Raw genomic sequence first — 21,607 nt, forward strand, 5'->3', positions numbered from 1 at the left:
CAGACAATGGGTATGGTTTGTTAATATTTTTCAAACAAGAAAACAATTGAAATTTTCTTCCCCCCATGATACCTTGTTGATAGGAATGTTGGTTTGCCTGTCCGGGCGGCCCGATTTTTGGGTTTGAGAGGAGACAGCTTATGCCTTTGGAAGAGTATCATAAAGCGATGCGCCAGGGTCTGAAGGAGGAGAAGGAGGCCATTGCCCGGGGAGAAGAACCGGGTCTGCGGGTCCTGCCTGAAAATTCGGATACCCTGGCGGTGCGGCGGGAATCTCTGGGTGTGGTGGAGATCCCCAGCGAACTGATTGACGGCACCTGCAACGATCTGCGGAAAAATGCCTTCTCCCGGGGCTTTTACCCCGTGCTCCAGGAGGAGAGTGAGTTTGCCCACAAGTGGTCTAACCTATGCAAGGCTCACCTGGAGGAGGGCATCCGGGACCCCATCAAGGCGGTGGAGTACCTCAACCACTTTTACGTGGTGGAGGGCCACAAGCGGGTGAGCGTGCTGAAATACTTCGGCGCCATCTCCATCCCTGGTGTAGTCACCCGGCTTCTGCCCAAGCCCTCGGACGACCCGGAGGTGGTGGCCTACTACGAGTTTCTGGATTTCTACCAGATGACCGGGTTGAATTTTGTGGTCTTCAAGCGGCCGGGAGAGTACCGGGAGCTGCTCCAGGCTCTGGGCCGCACCAACCGGGAGGCGTGGAGTGCGGAGGAAATCTATGCCTTCCGCTCCTTCTACTATATGTTCCGGGATGCCTGCTACCGGGATAACGCCGACCGGCGGTATATTTCGGTGGCGCTGCTGGTCTATTTGAAGATCTTCGGCTATCAGCAGTCCCGCAACAAGCTCTCCTCGGAGATCGGAAAAGAGCTGGTGAAGATTCGCCCTGAGATCCTCAACCGGCTGGAGAATGCAGGAGCGACTCTGGTGCTGGAGGACGCGGTAAAGAAACCTCTGTTCTCCTTCTCCACCACGGGAAAGATCTGCGCCGCCTTTATCCACGGCGGCTCGGCGGCTACCTCCAAGTGGGTCTATAACCATGAGTATGGCCGCTACCTGCTGGACAACACCATGGGCGACCAGGTGCGCACCCTCTCCTATGAGAATGTGCTCACCGACGAGCAGGCCGATGAGGCCATCGAGGATGCGGTGAAAAAGGGTGCGGATATGATCTTCACCACCACCCCCAAGCTGCTGCTGCCCAGTGTGAAGGCGGCGGTGCTTCATCCGGACGTGAAGATCCTCAACTGTTCGTTGAACACCGCCTACCCCTCGGTGCGCACCTACTATCCCCGGCTGTATGACGCCAAATTTATCAAGGGAGCCATTGCCGGTACCCTGGTCCAGGACGGGCGCATCGGATATGTGGCTGACTACCCCACCTACGGCAGCATCGCCGGCATCAACGCCTTTGCCCAGGGAGCGCGGATGGTCAACGCCAACGCCCGGGTCTATCTGGAGTGGGCCAACCTGAAGGAAGGCGGAGGCGTGGAGCGTCTGCACGAAAAGGGGATCGTGTATATCGACCATCTGGACCGTCTGGCCGCCAATACCGGCAATGACATGCACGGTATGCACAACCTGGCGCTGATCCAGTGCCACTGGGGACGGCTGTACCGCAGTCTGGTGCGCCGGGTGGTGGAAGGAAGCTGGAAGCAGGAGGAGCGGGGCAGCAGCGCCATCAGCTACTGGTGGGGCATGACCCAGGGCATCGTAGGTGTGCTGTGCTCCCGCCGTCTGCCCATCGGCACCCGCCGACTGGCAAGCGTGCTCCGGGACGCCATCCGGGAGGACCGGCTGGACCCCTTCTACGGCGTGCTGATGGACCAGCAGGGCCGGGTGATCTATGGGGATGACGCGCCTCTGCCTGCCGATCAGATCCTGTCCATGAACTGGCTGTCCGCCTATGTGGAAGGACGCATCCCTGCCTTTGATGAGCTGACCCCCAAAGCCCAGGAGCTGGTGAAGCTCCAGGGAATCCAAGGCCTGGAGGGAAGCGTTGACCCATGAAGATTCTGGTAGTATCCGACTGCGAGTCCCGGTATCTCTGGGACTACTACACCCCGGACAAGCTGGAGGGAATTGACCTGATCCTTTCCTGCGGGGATGTGAAGGCCAGCTACCTCTCTTTTCTGGCCACCTTTGCACACTGTCCCGTGCTCTATGTCCGGGGCAACCACGACGACCGCTATGAGCAGGAGCCGCCTCTGGGCTGCATCTGCATCGATGGAGACCTCTATGAATACAATGGACTGCGCATTTTGGGCCTGGGAGGCTCTATGCGCTACAACAATGGGGTCAACCAGTATACCGAGAAGGAGATGACCCGGCGGGTGTGGCGGCTGCTGCCACGGATCATGCGCAAGCGGGGCTTTGACATCCTGCTGACTCATGCGCCGGGAAAGGGGATGGTGGACTGCCACGATCTGTGCCACACGGGCTTTGAGACCTTCAACAAGCTGCTGGACAAGTATCAGCCTGCCCTGTTTCTCCACGGACACACCCACCTCAATTACGGACGAAATATCCCCCGGGAGAGCCGCTATGGGCAGACCCGGGTAGTAAACGGCTACGAGCGGTATATTTTGGAATTATAAGGATCCATTTGGCCGCGGCAGAGCACTGCACGTATATGCGCAGAGCTCTGCCGCGGCCTTTTCAAGAACATGAAAGATATGGAAAAACAACATATTAACAAGTTTATGGAGGAGCGCATCCTTAGAACCCGACAAAATGACAGGAAGAACCGGACGCACATTTGTTTTTTTAGGCGTGTTGCCTTGTTCAAAACGGCAAAAACTGACGCTTAAAACTGTGCAACCATACGAAAGTTGTGAAATCCGCACAAAGAATGACAAAATGTATTTTGATATATACAGAAATAATATTAAAATCGCTTTTGGACATATTCGAAAAACTTGCTTCCATTTTCAGCCGATATGGAAAGATGCTACACTAACTTCGTCAAAACCGCAGTACGCGGAACTGGGAGCGCGGATCCGGTGCAGCGATGTGCCTGGGAAGGGGCACACAGCCGGTCCTGCTCCACACCATTCCATGTGTTGAAAGGAGAAAAAACATGAAACATCTGAAACGAACCGCCCTCGTCCTTATGGCTGCTGCCATGGCCTTCACCGCTACCGCCTGCGGAAGCAGCGGCGGCAGCGATGCTGGCAGCGACGGCAAGCTGACCATGCAGATCTGGGATAACTCCCAGCGCGAGGCCATGCAGGCCCTGGCCGATGCCTACCATGAGCAGAATCCCGATGTGACCATCGAGGTCCAGGTCACCAGCTGGGACGAGTACTGGGCCAAGCTGGAGGCCGCTGCTGGCTCCGGCAACCTGCCTGACATCTTCTGGATGCACACCAACCAGATCCTGCTGTACGCCGACAGCGGTATGCTGGCTGACGTCACCGACCTGTATGACGACGACACCTACTCCCACTACTCCGACATCTCCATCGCCAACACCCAGGGCTCCGACGGCCGTATGTACGGCGTGCCCAAGGACAAGGACACCGTCTGCCTGGTGTACAATAAGGAGATGTTCGACCAGGCCGGGGTCGCTTACCCCGACGAGAACTGGACCTGGGATGATCTGACCGAGGCCTCTCAGAAGATCTACGACGCCACCGGCAAGTACGGCTACATGGCCTACTGCGACGAGCAGCTGGGCTACTGGAACTTCGTCTATCAGAATGGCGGCTACATCCTCAATGACGATAAGACCGCTGCCGGCTTTGATAATCAGGCCACCATCGATGCCATGAAGTTCTACATCGGCCTGCAGGACAACGAGTGGTGCCCCGATCAGAACTACTTCGCTGAGACCGCTCCCGGCAATGCCTTCTTCTCCGAGCAGGGCGCTATGTTCCTGGAGGGTACCTGGAACCTGCTGTATGAGATGAAGAACTATCCCGAGATGCAGGGCAAGTGGGACGTGGCTGTGCTGCCCAAGAGCCCCAACCCCGCCTCCGGCGACGGCCGTGCCACCATCTCCAACGGCCTGTGCTATGCCACCTCTGCCAAGAACCAGGACAACGAGACCGTTATGAACTTCCTGAAGTGGCTGGGCAGCGAGGAGGCCCAGAAGCTTCAGTCCTCCTACGGCGCTGCCATCTCCGGCTATGAGGGCACTGAGCAGGCTTGGATCGATGCCTTCGATCAGTTTGACTACAAGCTGAACGTGCAGGCCTGCATCGATATGTTCGACTACTCTGTCCAGTCCGTCAACGACGCTACCCGCCCCGTGTGGAAGAGCAAGGTCAACGATGAGATGCTCAAGATCTACGGCGGCCAGGTCAGCGTGGACGAGGGCCTGAAGAACTGCAACGACATCATCAACCAGGCCATCGCAGAGGGCTGATCGTCTCTCGAAAGCAGAAAACGATCCGCGGCGGGCGGCTTCGGCCGCCCGCCGAAGAGTGAAAGGAGTAGAAATCCATGCGCAAAGCCCAATCCATCGCTGCCCGCAAGGAGCAGCACTGGGCATGGCTGATGGTGGCTCCTACCATCATCGGTCTGCTGGTTTTAAACTATTATCCCCTGATCGAAACCTTTATCCTCAGTTTTTCCAAGACGAAAACCTTTGGAGCCTCTACCTTTAATGGCATTGACAACTACATCCAGATGTTCCAGTCCCCCGAGTTCTGGAAAGCTACCTGGAACACCATCCTCTTCTGTATCCTCACCGTGCCTGTGGGCATCATCCTGGCCCTGCTGGTGGCTCTGCTGCTCAATGCCAAGGTGAAGTTCAAGGGTGGCTTCCGGGCCATCTACTTTTTGCCCATGGTGTGTGCTCCTGCCGCCATCGCCATGGTCTGGCGCTGGATGTTTAACGGCGAATATGGTATTATCAATCAGATCCTGGGCACCAAGATCAGCTGGCTGACCGACCCCAAGACCGCCATTGTGGCCTGCGCCATCGTGGCCATCTGGAGCTCCATCGGCTACGACGCCGTGCTGCTGCTGTCCGGATTGCAGAATATCTCCAAGAGCTACTATGAGGCCGCCCGCATCGACGGCGCCGGCCGCATCAAGCAGTTCTTCTCCATCACCCTGCCCATGATCTCCCCCACCCTGTTCGTCACCCTCATCATGCGTATGATGGCCTCCCTGAAGGTGTATGACCTCATCTACATGATGATCGACCAGTCCAACCCGGTGCTGCCCGACGTACAGAGCCTGATGTACCTCTTCTACCGGGAGGCCTTTGTGGCGGGCAACAAGGGTTATGCCTCTGCCATCGTGATCTGGACCATCTTCCTGATCGGTATCGTGACTGTTATCCAGTTCATCGGTCAGAAGAAGTGGGTCAACTACGACGTCTAAGAAAGGAGGAAGTCAGATGAAAACCGGAACTATGAGCCGCAGCCGCGGCATTGCCACGGGGCTTACCTACTTCTTCCTGATTGCAGGCGCCCTGCTGATGATCTTCCCCTTTCTGTGGATGATCCTCACTTCCCTCAAGTCCCTGTCTGAGAGCGTACAGATCCCGCCTACGATTTTCCCTGCAAAAATCGTGTGGTCCAACTTTAAGGACGCCCTCACTAGCCTGCCCTTTGTCAACCTGTACATCAACACCATCATCATGGTACTGGTGCGTGTGATCTGCGCCATCGTGTTCAGCTCCATGGCCGGCTACGCCTTTGCCAAGCTGCACTTCAAGGGCAAGAATCTGCTCTTCACCCTGGTGCTGGTACAGATGATGATGCCCTCTCAGATTTTCGTCATTCCCCAGTATCAGATGCTGGCTAAGGTCGGTCTGACTGAGAGCATCTTCGCCCTGATCTTCCCCGGTCTGGTCAGCGCCTTTGGTACCTTCTTCCTGCGTCAGGCCTACATGGGCATCCCCAACGAGATCGGTGAGGCCGCCTACCTGGACGGCTGCAACCAGTGGCAAACCTTCACCAAGGTGATGCTGCCCCTGACCGGCACCTCGGTGGCCGCCCTGACCATCTTCACCGCCGTGTTTGCCTATGCCGACCTCATGTGGCCTCTGGTGGTGAACACCGACATCAACCTGATGACCCTGTCCTCCGGCCTGGCCACCCTGAAGGGCCAGTTTATGACCAACTACCCCGTGCTCATGGCGGGCAGCTTGTTCGCTATGATCCCCATGCTGATTTTGTACCTCATTTTCCAGCGCCAGTTTATCGAGGGCATTGCCCTTACCGGCGGCAAATAAGAATCTGTTGTTCCTGGGGCGGCCTGTTTGGGCCGCCCCAGGTGGCAGGCCGCCCATTTGCGCACTCTATGATTTAAGGATGACCAGTTATGATTTTCTTTGATGAACGCCGCAATACTATTACTCTGAGCACTGCCGCCACCACCTATCAGATGAAGGTGGACTCCACGGGAGTGCTGCTGCATACCTACTACGGTCCCCGCCTGCGGGGCGGTGACCTGTCCAACCGCATCGTGCATGAGGACCGTGGTTTTTCGCCTAACCCCTACGAAGTAGGGAAGGACCGCACCTACTCGCTGGATACCCTGCCTCAGGAATACTCCTCCTGCGGCGTAGGCGACTTCCGTGTGCCCAGCGTGGAGGCCACCTGTGGAAAGGGAAGCCGCACCGTGGATCTGCGCTATGTGGGTCACACCGTCCGGGAAGGAAAGTATGCCCTGGAGGGGCTGCCCGCCTTCTACGATGAGGGTGTGACCGCCCAGACCCTGTCTGTGGAGCTGCGGGACAGCTGCACCGGCCTGGAGGTTGAGCTGCTGTACGGCGTGCTGGAGGAGTACGATCTGATCACCCGGGCTGTACGGGTGCGCAATGGGGGCGAGAGCCCCATGGAGCTGGAGCGGGTATCTTCGGTATGCCTGGACTTCCCCGCTGGTGAGCACGACCTCATTACCCTGGGCGGCGCCTACGCCCGGGAGCGGGAGCCGGTGCGGATGCCTCTGACCCAGGGAGTCCACACCGTAGGCAGCGTCCGCGGTACGTCCAGCCATCAGCAAAATCCCTTTGTGGTGCTGTGTGACCATGAGACCACCGAGGACGCCGGACGCTGCTGGGGCGTGGCTCTGGTCTACTCCGGCAGTTTTCAGGCCAACACCGAGTATACCCAGTTCCACGAGACCCGCCTGACTCTGGGGATCAATCCCTTCCACTTCCGCTGGACGCTCCAGCCTGGCGAGTCCTTTACCACACCGGAGGCGGCCATGGTATTCTCCGCCCAGGGCCTGGGCCACATGAGCCGTCAGCTCCACCGGGCCATCCGTCTCAACCTGTGCCGGGGTCCCTGGAAGGACCAGCGCCGGCCCATCCTCATCAACAACTGGGAGGCCACCCTGTTTGACTTTGACGCAGAGAAGATCTGCTCCATTGCCAAGGCGGCCAGCCAGGTGGGCGTGGAGATGATGGTCATGGACGACGGCTGGTTCGGCAAACGCAATGATGACTTTGCCGGTCTGGGCGACTGGAACGTGAACCAGACCAAGCTCCCCGGCGGCCTGGGCCCCCTGGCCCACCGCATCGAGGAGATGGGAATGAAGTTTGGCCTCTGGGTGGAGCCGGAGATGGTCAACGAGGACTCCGACCTCTACCGGGCCCATCCCGACTGGGCCTTCCAGGTGCCTGGCCGTCCCATGACCCGGGGCCGCTCCCAGTTGGTGCTGGATCTGACCCGGGCCGAGGTGCGCCAGTACATTATGGATAACCTCCGGGCTACCCTGAACAGCGCCCCCATCTCCTATGTCAAGTGGGATATGAACCGCAGCCTCACCGACGTGTGGAGCGCCGCCCTTCCCGCCCAGCGCCAGGGCGAGGTGTACCACCGCTATGTGCTGGGCGTGTACGAGATCCTGGAGATGCTCCATCAGGAGTTCCCCCAGGTGCTCATCGAGGGATGCAGCGGCGGCGGCGGACGCTTTGACTGCGGTATGCTCTACTACACCCCCCAGATCTGGTGCAGCGACAACACCGACGCCATCGAGCGCCTGCGCATCCAGTACGGTACTTCTTTCTGTTATCCCTGCGCAGCGGTGGGCGCCCATGTGTCCGCCGTGCCCAACGGCCAGACCGGCCGCAGCGTCTCCATGCACACCCGCGGCGTGGTGGCTGCCGCAGGTACCTTTGGCTATGAGCTGGACCTCAACGAGATCACTTCTGAGGAGATGGAGGAGGTCCGCACCCAGATCCAGCACTTCCGCAGCTGCTGGGACCTGGTGCTGCGGGGCGACTACTACCGCCTCAGCAATCCCTTCCGGCAGGAGGCCTTCAACGCCTGGATGCACGTCTCCCCCGACAAGAGCCGTGCTCTGGTGGGCATGGTCATGGGGGTGGGACACGCCAACCCCATTCGTCCCCTGCTGCGGCTGAAGGGACTGGACCCCAATGCGGACTATAAAGTCAACGGCGAAGTATATGGCGGCGATCAGCTGATGTACGGCGGCCTGGCCCTGCCCATCCTGCAGGAGTATCAGGCGCTGCAATTTGATCTGGAGCGTGTTTGACTCACTTTGAGAGGAGAATGACCCATGGACCAGGGACGTTTTTCTGTGTTTCCCCATGAAAATTTTGTGGATCTGTTTTTGGTGCAGTTTGGCTGGGAGCAGTGCGAGTCCCTGTATTCCTATGGGCCCCATGTGCGCAACAACTATCTCTTCCACTACATTATTTCCGGGAAGGGACACCTGGAGGTGCGGCAGCGGGACGGCTCCGTTCGGACCTATCCTCTGCGGGCCGGACAGGGCTTCCTGATCTGCCCCAACCAGGTGACTACCTACTGTGCCGACGAAAAAGACCCCTGGGCCTACACCTGGGTGGAATTTGGCGGGGTCCAGGCCCAGTACCGGCTGACCCTGGCCGGACTGGGGGAGGACCAGCCGGTCTACACCCCCATCCAGCCCGACATGTCCCAGCCGGTGAAGGATGAACTGCTGTTTATTGCCAACCATGCCCAGTTCTCGTCCCTGAAGCTGATGGCCCACTTCTACCTTTTCCTGGACGCTCTGATCGACAGCTCTTCCTCCAAGCAGCGGGTGCGGGGCCTGTCCCAGCAGGGCTTTTACATCCGGGAGGCCATCCACTTCATCGACCAGTACTACCGGGATGACATCCGCATCGAACAGATTGCCAGCTTCTGCGGTCTCAACCGCACCTACTTCAGCCGTCTGTTCAAGGAAGTCATGGGCCAGACGCCCCAGGAGTACCTGGCCCGCTACCGGGTGAACAAGGCCATGGAGCTTATGCGAAACACCAACATGAGCATCGGAGAGGTGGCCAGTATGGTGGGCTATCCCAACCAGCTGTACTTCTCCAAGGTGTTCCGCAAATATCAGGGTCTTCCCCCTCGGGTATGGCGCCAGGAGGATCTCATGGCCCTGGAGAAAAAACAGAGCGCCGAGCAAAGCCAGCCCAAGGCGCCCAAGGTCCGTAACTAAGGAGGCACCAGATGTTTTTCAATCCCAATGATTTTCGCCGCCGCCAGGAGCGCACCGGTCCCTCCGGATTGCTGGAGATCTTCTCCCGGGAGTGGCTGACCATTGTGAAGGTGGATGCCCTCACCTGTCTCTCCCTGGTGCCTCTGGTTACCCTGCCCCCCGCGCTTTTGGCTATGAACCACATGGCCCGGAGAATGGCGGAGGACCGCAGCGTCACCGTCCGGGAGTTCTGGCAGTCCTTCCGCGCCAACTTCTGGCGCTCGTATCCCACCTTCTTCCTGGCGGTTCTTCTGCCTGTCATCTCCCTGTGGTCCAGCTTTTTCTATGCGGGACAGGCGGTAGGAAACTGGATCCTCTTTTTGCCGTGTGTGTTTTCTGTGTTTGTGTTTGTGGTGTCCCTTCTTATGTCGGCCTATCTCTTTCCTCTGGCCGCCTCGGGGATGCCGCTGGGCCAGGCGGTGCGGCAGAGCTTTGCTCTGGGCTTTGCCCGTCCGGGACAGGCGCTGATGTGCGCTCTGCTCAACGACTGTCTGGCCGTTCTGGCCATCGGATTTCTTCCCTTCAGCATTCCCTATTTCCTGCTGGGCGGACTGATGTTCCCCTGTGTGGCAGGTCAGGTGATTGTGCGTCCAGTTCTGGACCAGTTTTGTCCCGACCTGGAGGGAGAGGAAGAAGAGGAGTTTTAAGGCAATAAAAAACTGGCAGCTCAACGAGCTGCCAGTTTTTTTGCCTATTTTCAATTACAAACAGTTTATTTGCTGCGCTTCAATACTTCCAGGACGAAGTTCCACAGGCGCTGCACGGAAGAAATGCTCATGCGCTCCCGGGGAGTGTGGATCTCAAACAGGTCGGGACCGATGGATACGCAGTCCAGGCCGGGCAGCTTGCCGGCGAAAATGCCGCACTCCACGCCGGCGTGGATGGCCTCGATGCGAGGCTCACGGCTGTACTGCTCGCGGAAGACGGCCACCAGGCGATCACGCAGGGGGGAGTCAGCCAGATACTCCCAGCCAGAGTACTCGCCGAAGAACTCCACGCTGCCGCCCAGCTGCTCCATCAGGCTGGACAGACGGGCCTTGAGCATCTCCTTCTGAGAGTCCACCGAGCTGCGTACGCAGAAGGAGGTACGCACCACGGAGTCCTCAGTGGTCAGGATGCCCAGGTTCAGAGAGGTCTGCACCAGGCCGGCGATGTCGGCGCTCATGACCTGAACCCCGTTGGGCAGGCAGGTAAGCATGCACAGCACCTTCTTGGTGGAGGCGGCGTCCATGGCCTCGCCTTCGCCGGCGCCCTCCACGGATACGGCTACGTTGGGATCGGTGACCCGGTACTCAGCGGCAAAGCAGGCGCCCATCTCCTGGGCGGTGGCCTTGGCGGCGGCGGCGTCAGCCACCAGCACCTGAGCCTGAGTCTTGATGGGAATGGCGTTGTCCTTCAGACCGCCGTTCACAGCCACAATGCGCATTTCGGTCGCTGCGGCCACAGCCTGGAGCAGACGGCCCATGAGCATGTTGGCGTTGGCACGGCCCTTGTGGATCTCGGTGCCGGAGTGGCCGCCCTGCAGGCCGCTGATAGTAATGGTGAGGGCGCTTCCCTGGAAGGGAGCACGGGCGATGGGCAGCAGGCAGGTGGTCACATTGCCGCCGGCGCAGCTGACGGTGAACACGCCCTCCTCCTCGGAGTCCAGGTTCAGCAGCTGACGGCCCTTCAGGGGAGACACGTCCATGGAAACAGCGCCCAGCATGCCGATCTCCTCGTCCACGGTGAACACGGCCTCCAGGCGGGGATGGGGGATGTCCTTGGCGTCCAGAATAGCCAGAGCCATGGCTACGGCGATGCCGTCATCGCCGCCCAGGGTGGTGCCCTTGGCGGTGACAAAATCGCCCTCCACCATCAGGTCCAGACCTTCCTTGTCCATATCCTTGGTGCAGTCATGCTCCTTCTCACACACCATGTCCAGGTGGCCCTGGAGGATGATGGCGGGGGCATTCTCATAGCCGGCAGTGGCCTCTTTGATGATGATGATGTTATTGTCCTGGTCCTGGTAGTGCTCCAGGCCGCGCTCCTTGGCGAAGGCCACACAGTAATCGCTGATGGCCTTGGTGTTCCGGGAGCCGTGGGGAATGGCGCACAGATCTTCAAAGAAGCGGAATACGCTCTTGGGTTCCAGGTTGGATAGTACGTTCATAGCTGCATACTCCTCTCGTGGCAGATTTATTTCCTCAGGCGGTAGCGGCCGTTGGAGACCTTCTTCAGCAGCAGCTGTTCCACCATGTATTGGGCTAATTTGGGGGCAAAGGTCTTGGAATTTTGTACCATCGCTCTTTGCCGGGACCAGAACTGACCGGCCTTTACGCCGGTGCAGAGCTGGGCCATCTGGGAAAGGGTGATCTCCTCATTTTTCTTGAGGTAGTTTACCACCTTTCCCGCACTTTTACTGAGCAAAATGCGTTCCAGATCGGCGCTTTGGGTGTAGCTCTTTTTCAGACCCCACACATACAGCACCGCGATGACCACGGCAAAGGCCAGAATGCCCAGAATGGTCTCCAAGGTATTCATTCCTTCACCTTGTCCTTTCCGCGAAACAGGATAAACTCGTTGTTGCGCAGGATCTGCATATATTTTACCAGTCGATCGTAGAGAGGTTCGGCCTGGTCGCCGAACTGTTCCTTCAGCTGCTGGGCCAGTTGACCCACCGTGCGTTCGCCGTTGATCCGCTTCCACAGAAAGCTGCCGTACTCGTCCAGCTTGATGTGGCTGACTCGGGGCGTGTGGAAGACCTTCTGGGCGATGGTAGCGTAGAAGCCCCGGTGGACCATATGGATGGTGGCAATACCGTCCTCGCCCTCGCTCCAGTCATTTTTAGGGTTGATAACGGGGATGAAATCCAAATAGTTCTCGCTCTTTTTCTTGGCCATTTCGTTTCTCCTCATGGATAATAACCCAAACCGGGCTGCATACCAAAGTATACAGCCCGGCTGGGGAAAAAACAAGAATTACTTCTTCTTGCTGTCCTTGGTGGCGAAGAGATAGATGGTGAACAGGATGACGGCAAAGCAGATGAGACCGCCGATGTTGCCGATGCTGAAGACCTCGCTGAAGTTGATCTTGTCGCTGACATACAGAGCAACGCCTTCATCGCTCATACCAGCGGGGATGATAGCCAGCACGGCCAGCAGGATGCCCACGATACCCTCGCCGGCGATGAGGCCGGAGGAGTACAGCACGCCGGACTGCACGGTGTCGTTCTTGTCCTTCTCAGAGGCGTACTTACGCTTCTCCAGGAACCAGCGCAGAGCGCCGCCCAGCATCATGGGCACGGACAGGTAGATGGGCAGATACAGGCCGATGGCGAAGGGCAGCACGGGGATGCCCAGCACCTCTACCACGATGGCGATGAACACGCCGGCGAACACCATGTTCCAGGGCAGGTTGCCGCCCATAACGCCCTCGACGATCATCTTCATCAGCATCGCCTGAGGAGCGGGCAGGTCGTTGGAGCCGTAGCCGCCCCAAGCCATGCTCAGCAGGTACAGGATAGCGCCGATGGCCACGGAGGAAACCGCAACACCGATCAGCTCGCCGATCTGCTGCTTCTTGGGGGTAGCGCCAACCAGGAAGCCGGTCTTCAGGTCCTGAGAGGTATCGCCGGCGATGGCAGCGATGACGCAGATGATGCCGCCGATGACGATGGCAGCAGTCATGCCCTCAATGCCAACGGTACCGGTGGCCTTCAGCAGCATGGTGGAGATGAGCAGGGTAGCAATGGCCATGCCGGAGACGGGGTTATTGGAAGAACCAATGAGGCCCACCATCCGGGAGGACACGGTGGCAAAGAAGAAGCCGAAGACAATGACGATCAGGGCGGTGAACAGGTTCAGGGGGATAGCAGGAACCAGCCACAGCACGATGGCCACCAGAAGCACGCCCAGCAGAACGACCTTCATGGGGATGTCCTGCTCGGTACGCAGGGTGCTGACGGTGCGGCCCTTGCCGTAGTCGCCCATGGCGTCCTTGAAGGTGCGCACGATCAGAGGCAGGGACTTGATGAGGCTGAGCACGCCGCCGCAGGCCACGGCACCGGCGCCAATGTAGCGCAGGTAGTTGCTCCACAGGGCGGACACGCCGTTAGCAGCCACCAGCTCGTTGATGGTCATGTCGGTGACGGGGAACATGATGGCGTCGCCGCCGAACAGAACCATCAGAGGCATGATGACCAGCCAGCCCAGGATACCGCCGGCGAACAGATAAGAGGATACCTTGGCGCCGCAGATATAGCCCACGCCGGCCAGGGCGGGCAGCACGTCGATGCCCACACCGGAGCCCTTGTAAGCGGAGATATCATAGGTGATCTCGCTGGGGAAGATCTTCAGGCCGTCGGCAATGAACTTGTAGACGGCAGCAATGCCCAGACCGGAGAACACGGTGGACGCCTTGGCACCGCCCTCTTCACCGGCAATCAGAACCTCGGCGCAGGCCTGTCCCTCGGGGTAAGCCAGCACGCCGTGCTCCTTGACGATCAGAGCGCTGCGCAGGGGGATCATCATCAGCACGCCCAGTACGCCGCCGCACAGGGCAATCAGGCCGATCTCCACCAGGCCGGGAGCGTTGCCCATGCCTTCCTTGGCCCACATAAACAGAGCAGGCAGGGTGAAGATGGCACCGGCGGCCACGGACTCACCGGCGGAGCCGATGGTCTGCACCATGTTATTTTCCAGGATGGAATCACGCCGCAGGATCTTGCGGATGACGCCCATGGAAATAACAGCCGCGGGGATGGATGCAGAAACGGTCATGCCTACGCGCAGTCCCAGGTAGGCGTTGGCGCCGCCAAAGACGATGGCCAGAATAGCGCCCAACACAATGGAAACCACGGTAAATTCCGGCATCACCTTGTCCGCGGGGACATAGGGTTGGAATTTTTTCTCTTCCACGATGTTTCTTTCCCTTCTTTTATTTTCGCTGCCAGCTCCACCCCTCTCTCCGGCTTGCGCCAGGATGGAAACTGCTTTTGCAGCTAGTTTACTATTTTACGTTTTTTTCACCTGTTCGTCAAGCTTTTTGTCTTTGTATGACGCACAAATGCGTACAAAAATAATGGGCAGCTGGGAATGGGTCCCTGTGAATGATCCACGCATAGCCTCCGTTTTCCTGTCCATACTATATTTTGTTTCCAAAAAACCACCGTGGGAGGAATTATATAGATGAAAGCAACAGGTATTGTCCGCAGGATCGATGACTTAGGTCGTGTCGTAATACCAAAAGAAATTCGACGTACCATGCGAATCCGAGAGGGCGACCCACTGGAAATTTACACGGAGCGGGACGGCAGTGTGATTTTTAAAAAGTATTCCCTGCTGGGCGGGCTGACCGAATTTGCCACCCAGATGTGCGAGACCCTCAACCGCACCACAGGAAGGATCGCGGTGATCACCGACCGGGACAACATTATTGCTCTGGCCGGTGCACCCCGGCGGGAACTGCTGGACAAGCAGATTGCCCCCGAGCTGGAGCGGCTGATGGAGAGCCGGCAGATCTACCAGCATAAGGTTGGCGAGATCGGTGTGCCCCTATGCGCCGAGGAGGGACGGTTTTTCCTGGATACCGTGGCCCCCATTTTGTCAGAGGGGGATGTGCTGGGCAGCGTGGTATTCACCGCGCCGGAGGAAAACCTCACCGGAGGCGAGGTGGAGTACAAGCTGGCCCAGTCCATCGCTGTGTTCCTGGGGAAGCATATGGAGGGCTGATGGCCGACCCCTTAAGTAAAATACGCCTCTCCGCCGGAGAAAACGGCAGAGAGGCGTATGGAACACAACGGAGAACTATGAAAACAGCGCCGGCCAATGGCCGGCGCTGTTGATCTCACAGAGGCTCAGCCCTGGGAGATGGCGCTCATGGGGCAGCTATCGGCGCAGGAACCGCAGTCCAGGCAAGCGCCGGCGTTGATCTCGTAGTGGTCAGCACCCTGAGCGATGGCGCCCACGGGGCAGGCATCGGCGCAGGAACCACAGCTGATGCAGGCATCGCTGATGACATAGGCCATTGGAAAACACCTCCCTAAAATTCTACACTACATTCTATCACATCTTTTCAAAATTGCAATGCTAATTTTTGAAAAAGCGGGCATAGTTAGAGAAGACCCTGGTGGGCTTCCGGATATTTCCGGGACGTGCGCCAGGATATGGAACATCTGGAGGGATCAATATGGCCGATTGCCGTTTTACATCCACTGCCCTGGGGGCCATTCGTCTGGCCCAGGAGAACGCCGCCCGTCTGGGACACAGCTATGTAGGCAGTGAACATCTGCTGCTGGGGCTGGCCAGCCAGGAGTACAGCACTGCCGCCCGTCTGCTGCGGGAGGAGGGAGCGGGCAGCCCCCGCCTGCGGGTTTGTATCGCACAGCTGGTGGGCACCGGGGTGCCCGGACGCACCCTGCACCAGGGGCTGACGCCCCGCTGTTGCCAGGCCATTCAACAGGCGGCCGTGGAGGCCAAAAAGATGGGACAGCCGGCGGTCAACGCGGAGCATCTGCTGCTGGGCCTTCTGCGGGACAGTACCAGCTCGGCCGTGCGGCTGCTGGGGGAGTGCGGGGTAGACCGTGCCCGGCTCAGTCAGCGCTTGTCCGCCGCCCTGGGAGGCGAGGATAGCATCTCCAGGGTCATGCGCAGCCGGGAGCCGGAGCGCAGCGGAGGAGACACCCGCCAACTGGACCAGTGTGCCCGGGACCTTACCGCCATGGCCGGCCAGGGTCAGCTGGACCCGGTGATCGGCCGGGAGGCGGAGCTGGAGCGGCTGATCCAAATCCTCTCCCGCCGCACCAAGAACAACCCCGCTCTCATCGGAGAACCAGGTGTAGGCAAAACCGCGGTGGTAGAGGGATTGGCTCTGGCCATTGCCGACGGCACTGCACCTGCCCATTTGTTGGGTAAACGGGTGTGCGCCCTGGACCTGTCCGCCATGGTGGCAGGCACCAAGTACCGAGGCGAGTTTGAGGAGAAGCTCAAGCACGTGCTCCAGGAGGTGCGCCGGGCGGGCAATGTGATTTTGTTCATCGATGAGCTGCACACCATCGTGGGGGCAGGCAGCGCGGAGGGAGCCATTGACGCGGCCAACATCCTGAAACCTGCCCTCTCCCGGGGAGAGATTCAGGTCATTGGTGCCACTACTCTGGATGAGTACCGCAAATATATTGAAAAGGACTCCGCCCTGGAGCGCCGCTTCCAGCCTATCACGGTGCGACAGCCCACCCGGGACCAGACCCTGGCCATCCTCCGGGGACTGCGGGGGAGGTATGAGGCCCATCACCATATTACCATCTCGGACAAGGCCTTGGAGGCGGCGGTGGACCTGTCCATTCGCTATCTGCCCGAGCGGTTTTTGCCTGACAAGGCCATCGACCTCATGGACGAGGCGGCCTCCCAGGCCCGGCTGTCCAGCCACACGCTGCCTCCCGAGCTGCAGCGGCTGGAGCAGCGGGCAGTCCAGGCGGGGCGTCAGCTCACCCAGGCCATCCGCAAGCAGGATTTTGAAAAGGCGGCCATGCTCCGGGATGCGGAGGGGGACTTCCGCAAGGAGTTGGAGGCGGGGAAAAAGCGCTGGCGGCAGGGCCATCCCCAGAAAACTGTGGAGGAGAGCCACATCCGGGCGGTGCTGTCCCAGTGGACCGGGGTGCCGGTGAGCGACCCCACCCAGCACGACCGAAAAGCACTGGAGGAACTGGAACAGTCCCTGGAGCGCACGGTGCTGGGCCAGGAGCAGGCGGTAAAGGCGGTGGCCCGGGCGGTGCGCCGGGGAAGGCTGGGGCTGAAGGACCCCAGAAGGCCGGTGGGGTGCTTTTTGCTGCTGGGTCCCAGCGGCGTAGGCAAGACCCAGCTGTGCCGCAGTCTGGCCCAGACCCTGTTCGGCAGTTCGGAAGCCCTCATCCGCTTTGATATGTCGGAATATATGGAGGCCCACAGCGTCTCCCGCCTCATCGGCTCGCCCCCCGGCTATGTGGGTCACGAGGAGGGGGGACAGCTTACCGAGCGGGTGCGGCGCAGCCCCTGGTCGGTGGTGCTGCTGGATGAGCTGGAGAAGGCCCACCGGGATATCTGGTCGGTACTGCTGCAGGTGATGGAGGAGGGAGTGCTCACCGACAGTCAGGGACGAAAGACCGACTTTCGGAATACCGTATTGGTGATGACCTCCAACCTGGGGGCGCGGCACTTCCAGCAAAAGACCCGTCTGGGCTTTGGGAGCGGGACGGAGAGTGACCGGAAAGCCTTGGAGGGGGAGGTACTCTCCGAGGCAAAACAGACCTTTGCCCCGGAGTTTCTAAACCGTCTGGACGCCGCTCTGGTGTTCCATCCCCTGGGGGAGGAGACACTGGTATCCATTACCCGGCAGCTGCTGGGTGAGACCGGCAAACGGTTGGAGAGCTTGGGAGTCACCATGCAGGTAGAGGAGGACGCCGTGCGGCTGCTGGCCAAGAAAGGCAGCCACCGGGATTACGGGGCACGGCCGCTGCGCCGGGCCATTGCCGCCTGGGTGGAGACCCTGCCGCCGACCTGCTGCTGTCCGGACAGTGCCAGCGGGGAGGCGGACTGCATGTGCTGGTACAGGAGGACCGGGTGCGGGTGGAGTGCCTGACGGGAGGAAACGCTGCATGTGATATAATCTAGTCTTTAAAATTAGATTTAGTAATTTTGCTTATTGATTTTGCTGAAGGGGAGGACTATACTATGGAACATAGAAGAGTGTTTGACAGACCCACGCCAAATGCCTTTGATTGTGAGGTGTCTGATATGTTCCATGAAACTGCAGTTCCGGCCAGACCTTTGATTTCTGTGCCCCGTCCCCGGAGGCGGAAAGAGGTGCGGGACCCCTATGACGGCCTGAGGCCCTGGTCGGCCATTACCCACGGGATTGGAGCGGCGCTGGCGGTGGTAGGGACGGTATTTCTCGCCGTTCAGTCCGCGTGGATGGGTAAATGGGAAAACCTGGTTCTCTTTCTGATTTACGGGGTGTCTATGGTGTGCCTGTATACAGCCAGCACCCTGTACCACTGTGTAAATACCACCCGTTCTAAGCGCATTGCCCTGCGCAAATATGACCACTGCTCCATTTATCTGCTCATTGCCGGCAGCTACACCCCCGTATGCCTCACGGTGCTGCGGGAAGATGGCGGGCTGCCCCTTCTTATTGCGATCTGGGGCCTGGCTGTGGCCGGCGTGGTGCTTACCATCGCCAAGCTGGATATCCCTCGGTGGCTCACCAGCGTCATCTACCTGGTGATGGGCTGGCTGGCCCTGTTCGCCATAGTTCCTCTGTCCCAGCGGATGCCTGGGCTGGGTATGTTCTGGCTCATTCTGGGCGGAGTTTTATACACGGTGGGCGGTGTGCTCTATGCGGTGAAGTGGCCCGGGCGCAGCAACCCCCGCTTTGGCTGCCACGAGATTTTCCACGTATTCATTCTCCTGGGCTCCATTGCCCACTTTATGATGATGGCTCAGGTCATCGCTTATCTTTAAATAAAAAGTCCCGGAAGCGATTGCTTCCGGGACTTTTTTTACATCTCCAGAGGGTGGATCTCCTTGCGGTAGACCCGGCGCAGGAACAGGGCAGACAGGCCTACGGAGAGCAGCTCCGCAATGGGGAAGGCCCACCAGACGACGGCCAACCCACCGATGCGGGACAGAAGGAAAGCGACAGGCAGCAGTATCATCAGCTGACGCACGACCGATACCACCAGGCTGAGCACGCCGTGGCCCAGGGCCTGGAACACGGAGGAGCAGACGATGGCAAATCCGGCAAACAGGAAGCTCAGGGAGATGATCCGCAGAGCGGGCACACCGATGGTGAGCATATCGCCGGTGTCCTGTTCGGAGCGGAACAGATCCAGCAGCACATTGGGCAGGAACTGGAAGATCAGCAGGCCGATGAACATGATGGACACGGCGTAGATGACGCTGAGCTTGATGGTTTGCTTGATGCGGTCAGGACGGCGGGCGCCGTAGTTGTAGGCCACAATGGGTACCATGCCGTTGTTAAGACCAAACACAGGCATGAACACAAAGGACTGGAGCTTGAAGTATACACCGAAAACCGCGGTAGCGGTGGTGGTGAAGGCGATCAGGATCTTGTTCATGCCGAAGACCATCACCGAGCCGATGGAGGACATGATGATGGAGGGAACGCCCACGGCGTAGATGTGGCCGATGATGGAGGCCTGGGGGCGGAAGCCCTTCAGGCTCAGCTGTACGTCAGGGTTGCGGGTGGCGTTGATGACCACCGAGACGAGGGCGGCAATGATCTGGCCCAGTACGGTAGCCAGGGCGGCGCCGGCAACCTCCATGCGGGGCAGACCGAACAGACCGAAGATCAGGATGGGGTCCAGTACGATGTTGATGATGGCGCCCAGAGCCTGGGTGAACATAGTGTACAGGGTACGGCCGGTGGCCTGGAGGATGCGTTCAAAGGTGATTTGGAAGAACATGCCCACCGACAGTACGCACACGATGAACATGTAGCTCTCGCCATAGTCTACGATGGTCTGCTTGTCCGTCTGGATGGCAAAGAACAGCCGGGAGCAAGTCAGACCGATGAGCATAAAGACCAGGTAGCTGACCGCAGCCAGAAACAGGCCGTTCATGGCGGCGGCATTGGCCCGGTCCTGACGCTTTTCGCCCAAACTCTTGGACAGCAGGGCGTTGATACCTACGCCGGTACCTACTGCCACGGAAATCATCAGGTTCTGAATGGGAAAGGCCAGGGAGACGGCGTTCAGGGCGTCCTCACTGAGCTGGGCCACGAAGATACTGTCTACTACGTTGTACAGTGCCTGGACCAGCATGGAGATCATGATGGGGATGGACATGGACAACAGCAGCCGGTTGACCGGCATGGTGCCCATTTTGTTTTCTGCGGGCTTGTTTTGGCTCATCGTGCAACTCCTTCTCTCTCAATCCTGTGGCAAATGCTACCACCCAAAAGGGCCAAAGAAAAGACGACTTGTCGAAACAAGTCGTCTTTTCTAACTGGTGCGGCTGACGGGAGTCGAACCCGTACGCCCGTCCGGACACAAGCACCTCAAGCTTGCCAGTCTACCAATTCCAGCACAGCCGCAAACAGGCGGTCTATTGAAAACCGCCTTATCATTATAGGGCGGAAGGAGCGATTTGTCAATGCTTTTTTCGCGGAGAAACTATTTGCCCTGCCGCTCCTGCATGGCCTGATGTTCCCGGCGCAGCTCCTGCCACAGCTGCTGGGAGGTCCAGTCCCGGTTGGTGGGGGTGAGCACCGCCTTGAGGGGGATGGGGGGCAGTTTGGCGCGCTTCATGGCACCCAGCAGGCGGTCCAACTGAGGACCAGTAAGGGAACAGAACACCAGCATGGGGTCGGAAAATTCCTCCTCCACTCCGGCGGGTTCTCCGCTGCCCTCCAGCACCTGGGCGAGGGGAAGGCCATACTGGCCGGGCTCCACCGCCTTCATGCGCAGCTTCTGCATCACAAATACCTGGCGCAGCTTGCTCCACTGTGGGCCGGAGCAGTTATAGAGCAGTACGGTTTCGCCTGCCATAGAGATACCTCCGATCTGAAAAAAGCCCAGGCGGCAGAGCCGCCCGGGCCCGGTTTATGGATATTTTACACGTTGGCCAGGGCCTGCTCCAGGTCAGCGATGATGTCCTTGGCATCCTCAATGCCCACGGAGAACCGCACCAGGTCGGGGGAGACACCGGCGGCAGCAAGCTCCTCGTCGGTCATCTGACGGTGAGTGGAGGAGGCGGGATGGAGCACGCAGGTCTTGGCGTCAGCCACGTGGGTGGCGATGGAGGCCAGCTTCAGCCCGGCCATGAACTTCTCAGCCGCGGCCCGGCCGCCCTTCACGCCGAAGATGACTACGCCGCAGGTGCCGTTGGGCAGATACTTCTGGGCGCGCTCGTGGTACTTGTCTCCGGGCAGACCGGCATACTGCACCCAGGCGATCTTTTCGTGGCCCTGGAGATACTCGGCCACAGCCTGAGCGTTCTCGCAGTGCTTCTTCATCCGCAGAGGCAGGGTCTCCAGGCCGATGTTCAGCAGGAAGCAGTTGTTGGGGGAGGGGATGGAGCCCAGGTCACGCATGAGCTGCACGGTGGCCTTGGTGATGAAGGCGCCCTCCAGGCCGAAACGCTCGGTGTAGGTGACGCCGTGGTAGCTCTCGTCGGGGGTGGTCAGGCCGGGGAACTTGTCGG

General features: G+C 59.2%; 19 protein-coding genes and 1 tRNA gene. 11 read left to right on the plus strand and 9 right to left on the minus strand.

All coding sequences use genetic code 11. From position 1 onward, the window contains the following. Positions 1 to 140 precede the first annotated feature (140 nt). From ACLTXB_RS10930 to ACLTXB_RS10965, 8 genes are all read left to right on the plus strand, one after another. The gene (locus ACLTXB_RS10930; protein ID WP_428227003.1) at positions 141 to 2,015 is read left to right on the plus strand and encodes a BMP family ABC transporter substrate-binding protein; all 1,875 of its coding nucleotides are present in this window, start codon (positions 141 to 143) and stop codon (positions 2,013 to 2,015) included. Beyond that, a complete protein-coding gene (locus ACLTXB_RS10935; protein WP_151076271.1) occupies positions 2,012 to 2,602 on the plus strand; it encodes a metallophosphoesterase family protein in 591 nt (196 codons plus the stop codon). The genes ACLTXB_RS10930 and ACLTXB_RS10935 overlap by 4 nt, the downstream gene beginning before the upstream one ends. A gap of 482 nt (positions 2,603 to 3,084) precedes the next feature. Further along, entirely contained in the window at positions 3,085 to 4,374 is a 1,290-nt protein-coding gene (locus tag ACLTXB_RS10940; RefSeq protein WP_428227004.1) for an ABC transporter substrate-binding protein, read from the plus strand. A 77-nt stretch (positions 4,375 to 4,451) separates the two neighbouring features. Next, positions 4,452 to 5,339: a carbohydrate ABC transporter permease gene (locus ACLTXB_RS10945; RefSeq protein WP_110442088.1), complete on the plus strand. Its 888-nt coding sequence runs from the start codon at positions 4,452 to 4,454 to the stop codon at positions 5,337 to 5,339. A gap of 16 nt (positions 5,340 to 5,355) precedes the next feature. Next, complete coding sequence (locus ACLTXB_RS10950; RefSeq protein WP_110442089.1) at positions 5,356 to 6,195, plus strand: carbohydrate ABC transporter permease; 840 nt, start codon at positions 5,356 to 5,358, stop codon at positions 6,193 to 6,195. 89 nt (positions 6,196 to 6,284) lie between these two features. Beyond that, on the plus strand, positions 6,285 to 8,465 hold the full coding sequence (locus tag ACLTXB_RS10955; RefSeq protein WP_428227005.1) for an alpha-galactosidase: 2,181 nt from the start codon (positions 6,285 to 6,287) through the stop codon (positions 8,463 to 8,465). A gap of 24 nt (positions 8,466 to 8,489) precedes the next feature. After that, positions 8,490 to 9,395, plus strand: coding sequence for an AraC family transcriptional regulator (locus ACLTXB_RS10960; RefSeq protein WP_008981599.1), 906 nt, complete (start codon positions 8,490 to 8,492; stop codon positions 9,393 to 9,395). An 11-nt stretch (positions 9,396 to 9,406) separates the two neighbouring features. Beyond that, a complete protein-coding gene (locus ACLTXB_RS10965) occupies positions 9,407 to 10,081 on the plus strand; it encodes a DUF624 domain-containing protein (protein ID WP_008981600.1) in 675 nt (224 codons plus the stop codon). Positions 10,082 to 10,146: 65 nt separating this feature from the next. Here the strand turns inward: ACLTXB_RS10965 and ACLTXB_RS10970 are convergent, their stop codons facing one another. The 4 genes from ACLTXB_RS10970 to ACLTXB_RS10985 all read right to left on the minus strand — a co-directional run bounded on the left by ACLTXB_RS10970 (position 10,147) and on the right by ACLTXB_RS10985 (position 14,332). Then, the gene (locus ACLTXB_RS10970) at positions 10,147 to 11,583 is read right to left on the minus strand and encodes an aminoacyl-histidine dipeptidase (protein ID WP_428227006.1); all 1,437 of its coding nucleotides are present in this window, start codon (positions 11,581 to 11,583) and stop codon (positions 10,147 to 10,149) included. 26 nt (positions 11,584 to 11,609) lie between these two features. Then, positions 11,610 to 11,954: a hypothetical protein gene (locus ACLTXB_RS10975; RefSeq protein WP_428227007.1), complete on the minus strand. Its 345-nt coding sequence runs from the start codon at positions 11,952 to 11,954 to the stop codon at positions 11,610 to 11,612. Beyond that, on the minus strand, positions 11,951 to 12,313 hold the full coding sequence (locus ACLTXB_RS10980; protein ID WP_428227008.1) for a PqqD family protein: 363 nt from the start codon (positions 12,311 to 12,313) through the stop codon (positions 11,951 to 11,953). The genes ACLTXB_RS10975 and ACLTXB_RS10980 overlap by 4 nt, the downstream gene beginning before the upstream one ends. Positions 12,314 to 12,391: 78 nt before the next feature. Continuing rightward, positions 12,392 to 14,332 (minus strand): OPT family oligopeptide transporter, encoded by a 1,941-nt coding sequence (locus tag ACLTXB_RS10985; protein WP_428227016.1) that lies wholly within the window; start codon positions 14,330 to 14,332, stop codon positions 12,392 to 12,394. Positions 14,333 to 14,599: 267 nt separating this feature from the next. Between ACLTXB_RS10985 and ACLTXB_RS10990 the strand changes: the two genes are divergently transcribed. Continuing rightward, on the plus strand, positions 14,600 to 15,142 hold the full coding sequence (locus tag ACLTXB_RS10990; RefSeq protein ID WP_428227009.1) for a stage V sporulation T C-terminal domain-containing protein: 543 nt from the start codon (positions 14,600 to 14,602) through the stop codon (positions 15,140 to 15,142). Positions 15,143 to 15,267: 125 nt separating this feature from the next. On the opposite strand, the gene ACLTXB_RS10995 is transcribed toward ACLTXB_RS10990, so the two are convergent. Further along, positions 15,268 to 15,438 (minus strand): DUF362 domain-containing protein, encoded by a 171-nt coding sequence (locus tag ACLTXB_RS10995; protein WP_008981606.1) that lies wholly within the window; start codon positions 15,436 to 15,438, stop codon positions 15,268 to 15,270. Between the two features lie 161 nt (positions 15,439 to 15,599). On the opposite strand from ACLTXB_RS10995, the gene ACLTXB_RS11000 reads away from it, so the two are divergent. Continuing rightward, positions 15,600 to 18,023, plus strand: a complete 2,424-nt coding sequence (locus ACLTXB_RS11000) for an ATP-dependent Clp protease ATP-binding subunit (protein WP_428227010.1) — start codon at positions 15,600 to 15,602, stop codon at positions 18,021 to 18,023. Positions 18,024 to 18,115: 92 nt separating this feature from the next. Then, positions 18,116 to 18,904 carry a PAQR family membrane homeostasis protein TrhA gene (gene trhA, locus ACLTXB_RS11005; RefSeq protein WP_428227011.1) on the plus strand — a complete coding sequence of 263 codons (789 nt, stop codon included), beginning with the start codon at positions 18,116 to 18,118 and terminating at the stop codon, positions 18,902 to 18,904. A 38-nt stretch (positions 18,905 to 18,942) separates the two neighbouring features. On the opposite strand, the gene ACLTXB_RS11010 is transcribed toward trhA, so the two are convergent. The 4 genes from ACLTXB_RS11010 to ACLTXB_RS11025 form a co-directional block, all read right to left on the minus strand. After that, positions 18,943 to 20,316 (minus strand): MATE family efflux transporter, encoded by a 1,374-nt coding sequence (locus ACLTXB_RS11010; RefSeq protein WP_428227012.1) that lies wholly within the window; start codon positions 20,314 to 20,316, stop codon positions 18,943 to 18,945. A gap of 95 nt (positions 20,317 to 20,411) precedes the next feature. Beyond that, a tRNA-Leu gene (locus tag ACLTXB_RS11015) sits at positions 20,412 to 20,498 on the minus strand. Between the two features lie 79 nt (positions 20,499 to 20,577). Next, positions 20,578 to 20,952 carry a DUF3783 domain-containing protein gene (locus ACLTXB_RS11020; protein ID WP_428227013.1) on the minus strand — a complete coding sequence of 125 codons (375 nt, stop codon included), beginning with the start codon at positions 20,950 to 20,952 and terminating at the stop codon, positions 20,578 to 20,580. A 65-nt stretch (positions 20,953 to 21,017) separates the two neighbouring features. Beyond that, a partial coding sequence (locus ACLTXB_RS11025; RefSeq protein ID WP_428227014.1) for a PLP-dependent transferase occupies positions 21,018 to 21,607 on the minus strand: 590 nt, incomplete at its 5' end.

Source organism: Flintibacter sp. (assembly GCF_046973065.1).

What these genes read in the sequence shown, in the direction of transcription:
- ACLTXB_RS10940 (WP_428227004.1), top strand. Translation starts at nt 3,085, where the DNA reads ATGAAACATCTGAAACGAACCGCCCTCGTCCTTATGGCTGCTGCCATG.
- ACLTXB_RS11020 (WP_428227013.1), bottom strand. Translation starts at nt 20,952, where the DNA reads ATGGCAGGCGAAACCGTACTGCTCTATAACTGCTCCGGCCCACAGTGG.
- ACLTXB_RS10970 (WP_428227006.1), bottom strand. Translation starts at nt 11,583, where the DNA reads ATGAACGTACTATCCAACCTGGAACCCAAGAGCGTATTCCGCTTCTTT.
- ACLTXB_RS10930 (WP_428227003.1), top strand. Translation starts at nt 141, where the DNA reads ATGCCTTTGGAAGAGTATCATAAAGCGATGCGCCAGGGTCTGAAGGAG.
- ACLTXB_RS10980 (WP_428227008.1), bottom strand. Translation starts at nt 12,313, where the DNA reads ATGGCCAAGAAAAAGAGCGAGAACTATTTGGATTTCATCCCCGTTATC.
- ACLTXB_RS10950 (WP_110442089.1), top strand. Translation starts at nt 5,356, where the DNA reads ATGAAAACCGGAACTATGAGCCGCAGCCGCGGCATTGCCACGGGGCTT.
- ACLTXB_RS10990 (WP_428227009.1), top strand. Translation starts at nt 14,600, where the DNA reads ATGAAAGCAACAGGTATTGTCCGCAGGATCGATGACTTAGGTCGTGTC.
- ACLTXB_RS10975 (WP_428227007.1), bottom strand. Translation starts at nt 11,954, where the DNA reads ATGAATACCTTGGAGACCATTCTGGGCATTCTGGCCTTTGCCGTGGTC.
- ACLTXB_RS10945 (WP_110442088.1), top strand. Translation starts at nt 4,452, where the DNA reads ATGCGCAAAGCCCAATCCATCGCTGCCCGCAAGGAGCAGCACTGGGCA.
- ACLTXB_RS11000 (WP_428227010.1), top strand. Translation starts at nt 15,600, where the DNA reads ATGGCCGATTGCCGTTTTACATCCACTGCCCTGGGGGCCATTCGTCTG.
- ACLTXB_RS10935 (WP_151076271.1), top strand. Translation starts at nt 2,012, where the DNA reads ATGAAGATTCTGGTAGTATCCGACTGCGAGTCCCGGTATCTCTGGGAC.
- ACLTXB_RS11010 (WP_428227012.1), bottom strand. Translation starts at nt 20,316, where the DNA reads ATGAGCCAAAACAAGCCCGCAGAAAACAAAATGGGCACCATGCCGGTC.
- ACLTXB_RS10965 (WP_008981600.1), top strand. Translation starts at nt 9,407, where the DNA reads ATGTTTTTCAATCCCAATGATTTTCGCCGCCGCCAGGAGCGCACCGGT.
- ACLTXB_RS10955 (WP_428227005.1), top strand. Translation starts at nt 6,285, where the DNA reads ATGATTTTCTTTGATGAACGCCGCAATACTATTACTCTGAGCACTGCC.
- trhA (WP_428227011.1), top strand. Translation starts at nt 18,116, where the DNA reads ATGGAACATAGAAGAGTGTTTGACAGACCCACGCCAAATGCCTTTGAT.
- ACLTXB_RS10995 (WP_008981606.1), bottom strand. Translation starts at nt 15,438, where the DNA reads ATGGCCTATGTCATCAGCGATGCCTGCATCAGCTGTGGTTCCTGCGCC.
- ACLTXB_RS10960 (WP_008981599.1), top strand. Translation starts at nt 8,490, where the DNA reads ATGGACCAGGGACGTTTTTCTGTGTTTCCCCATGAAAATTTTGTGGAT.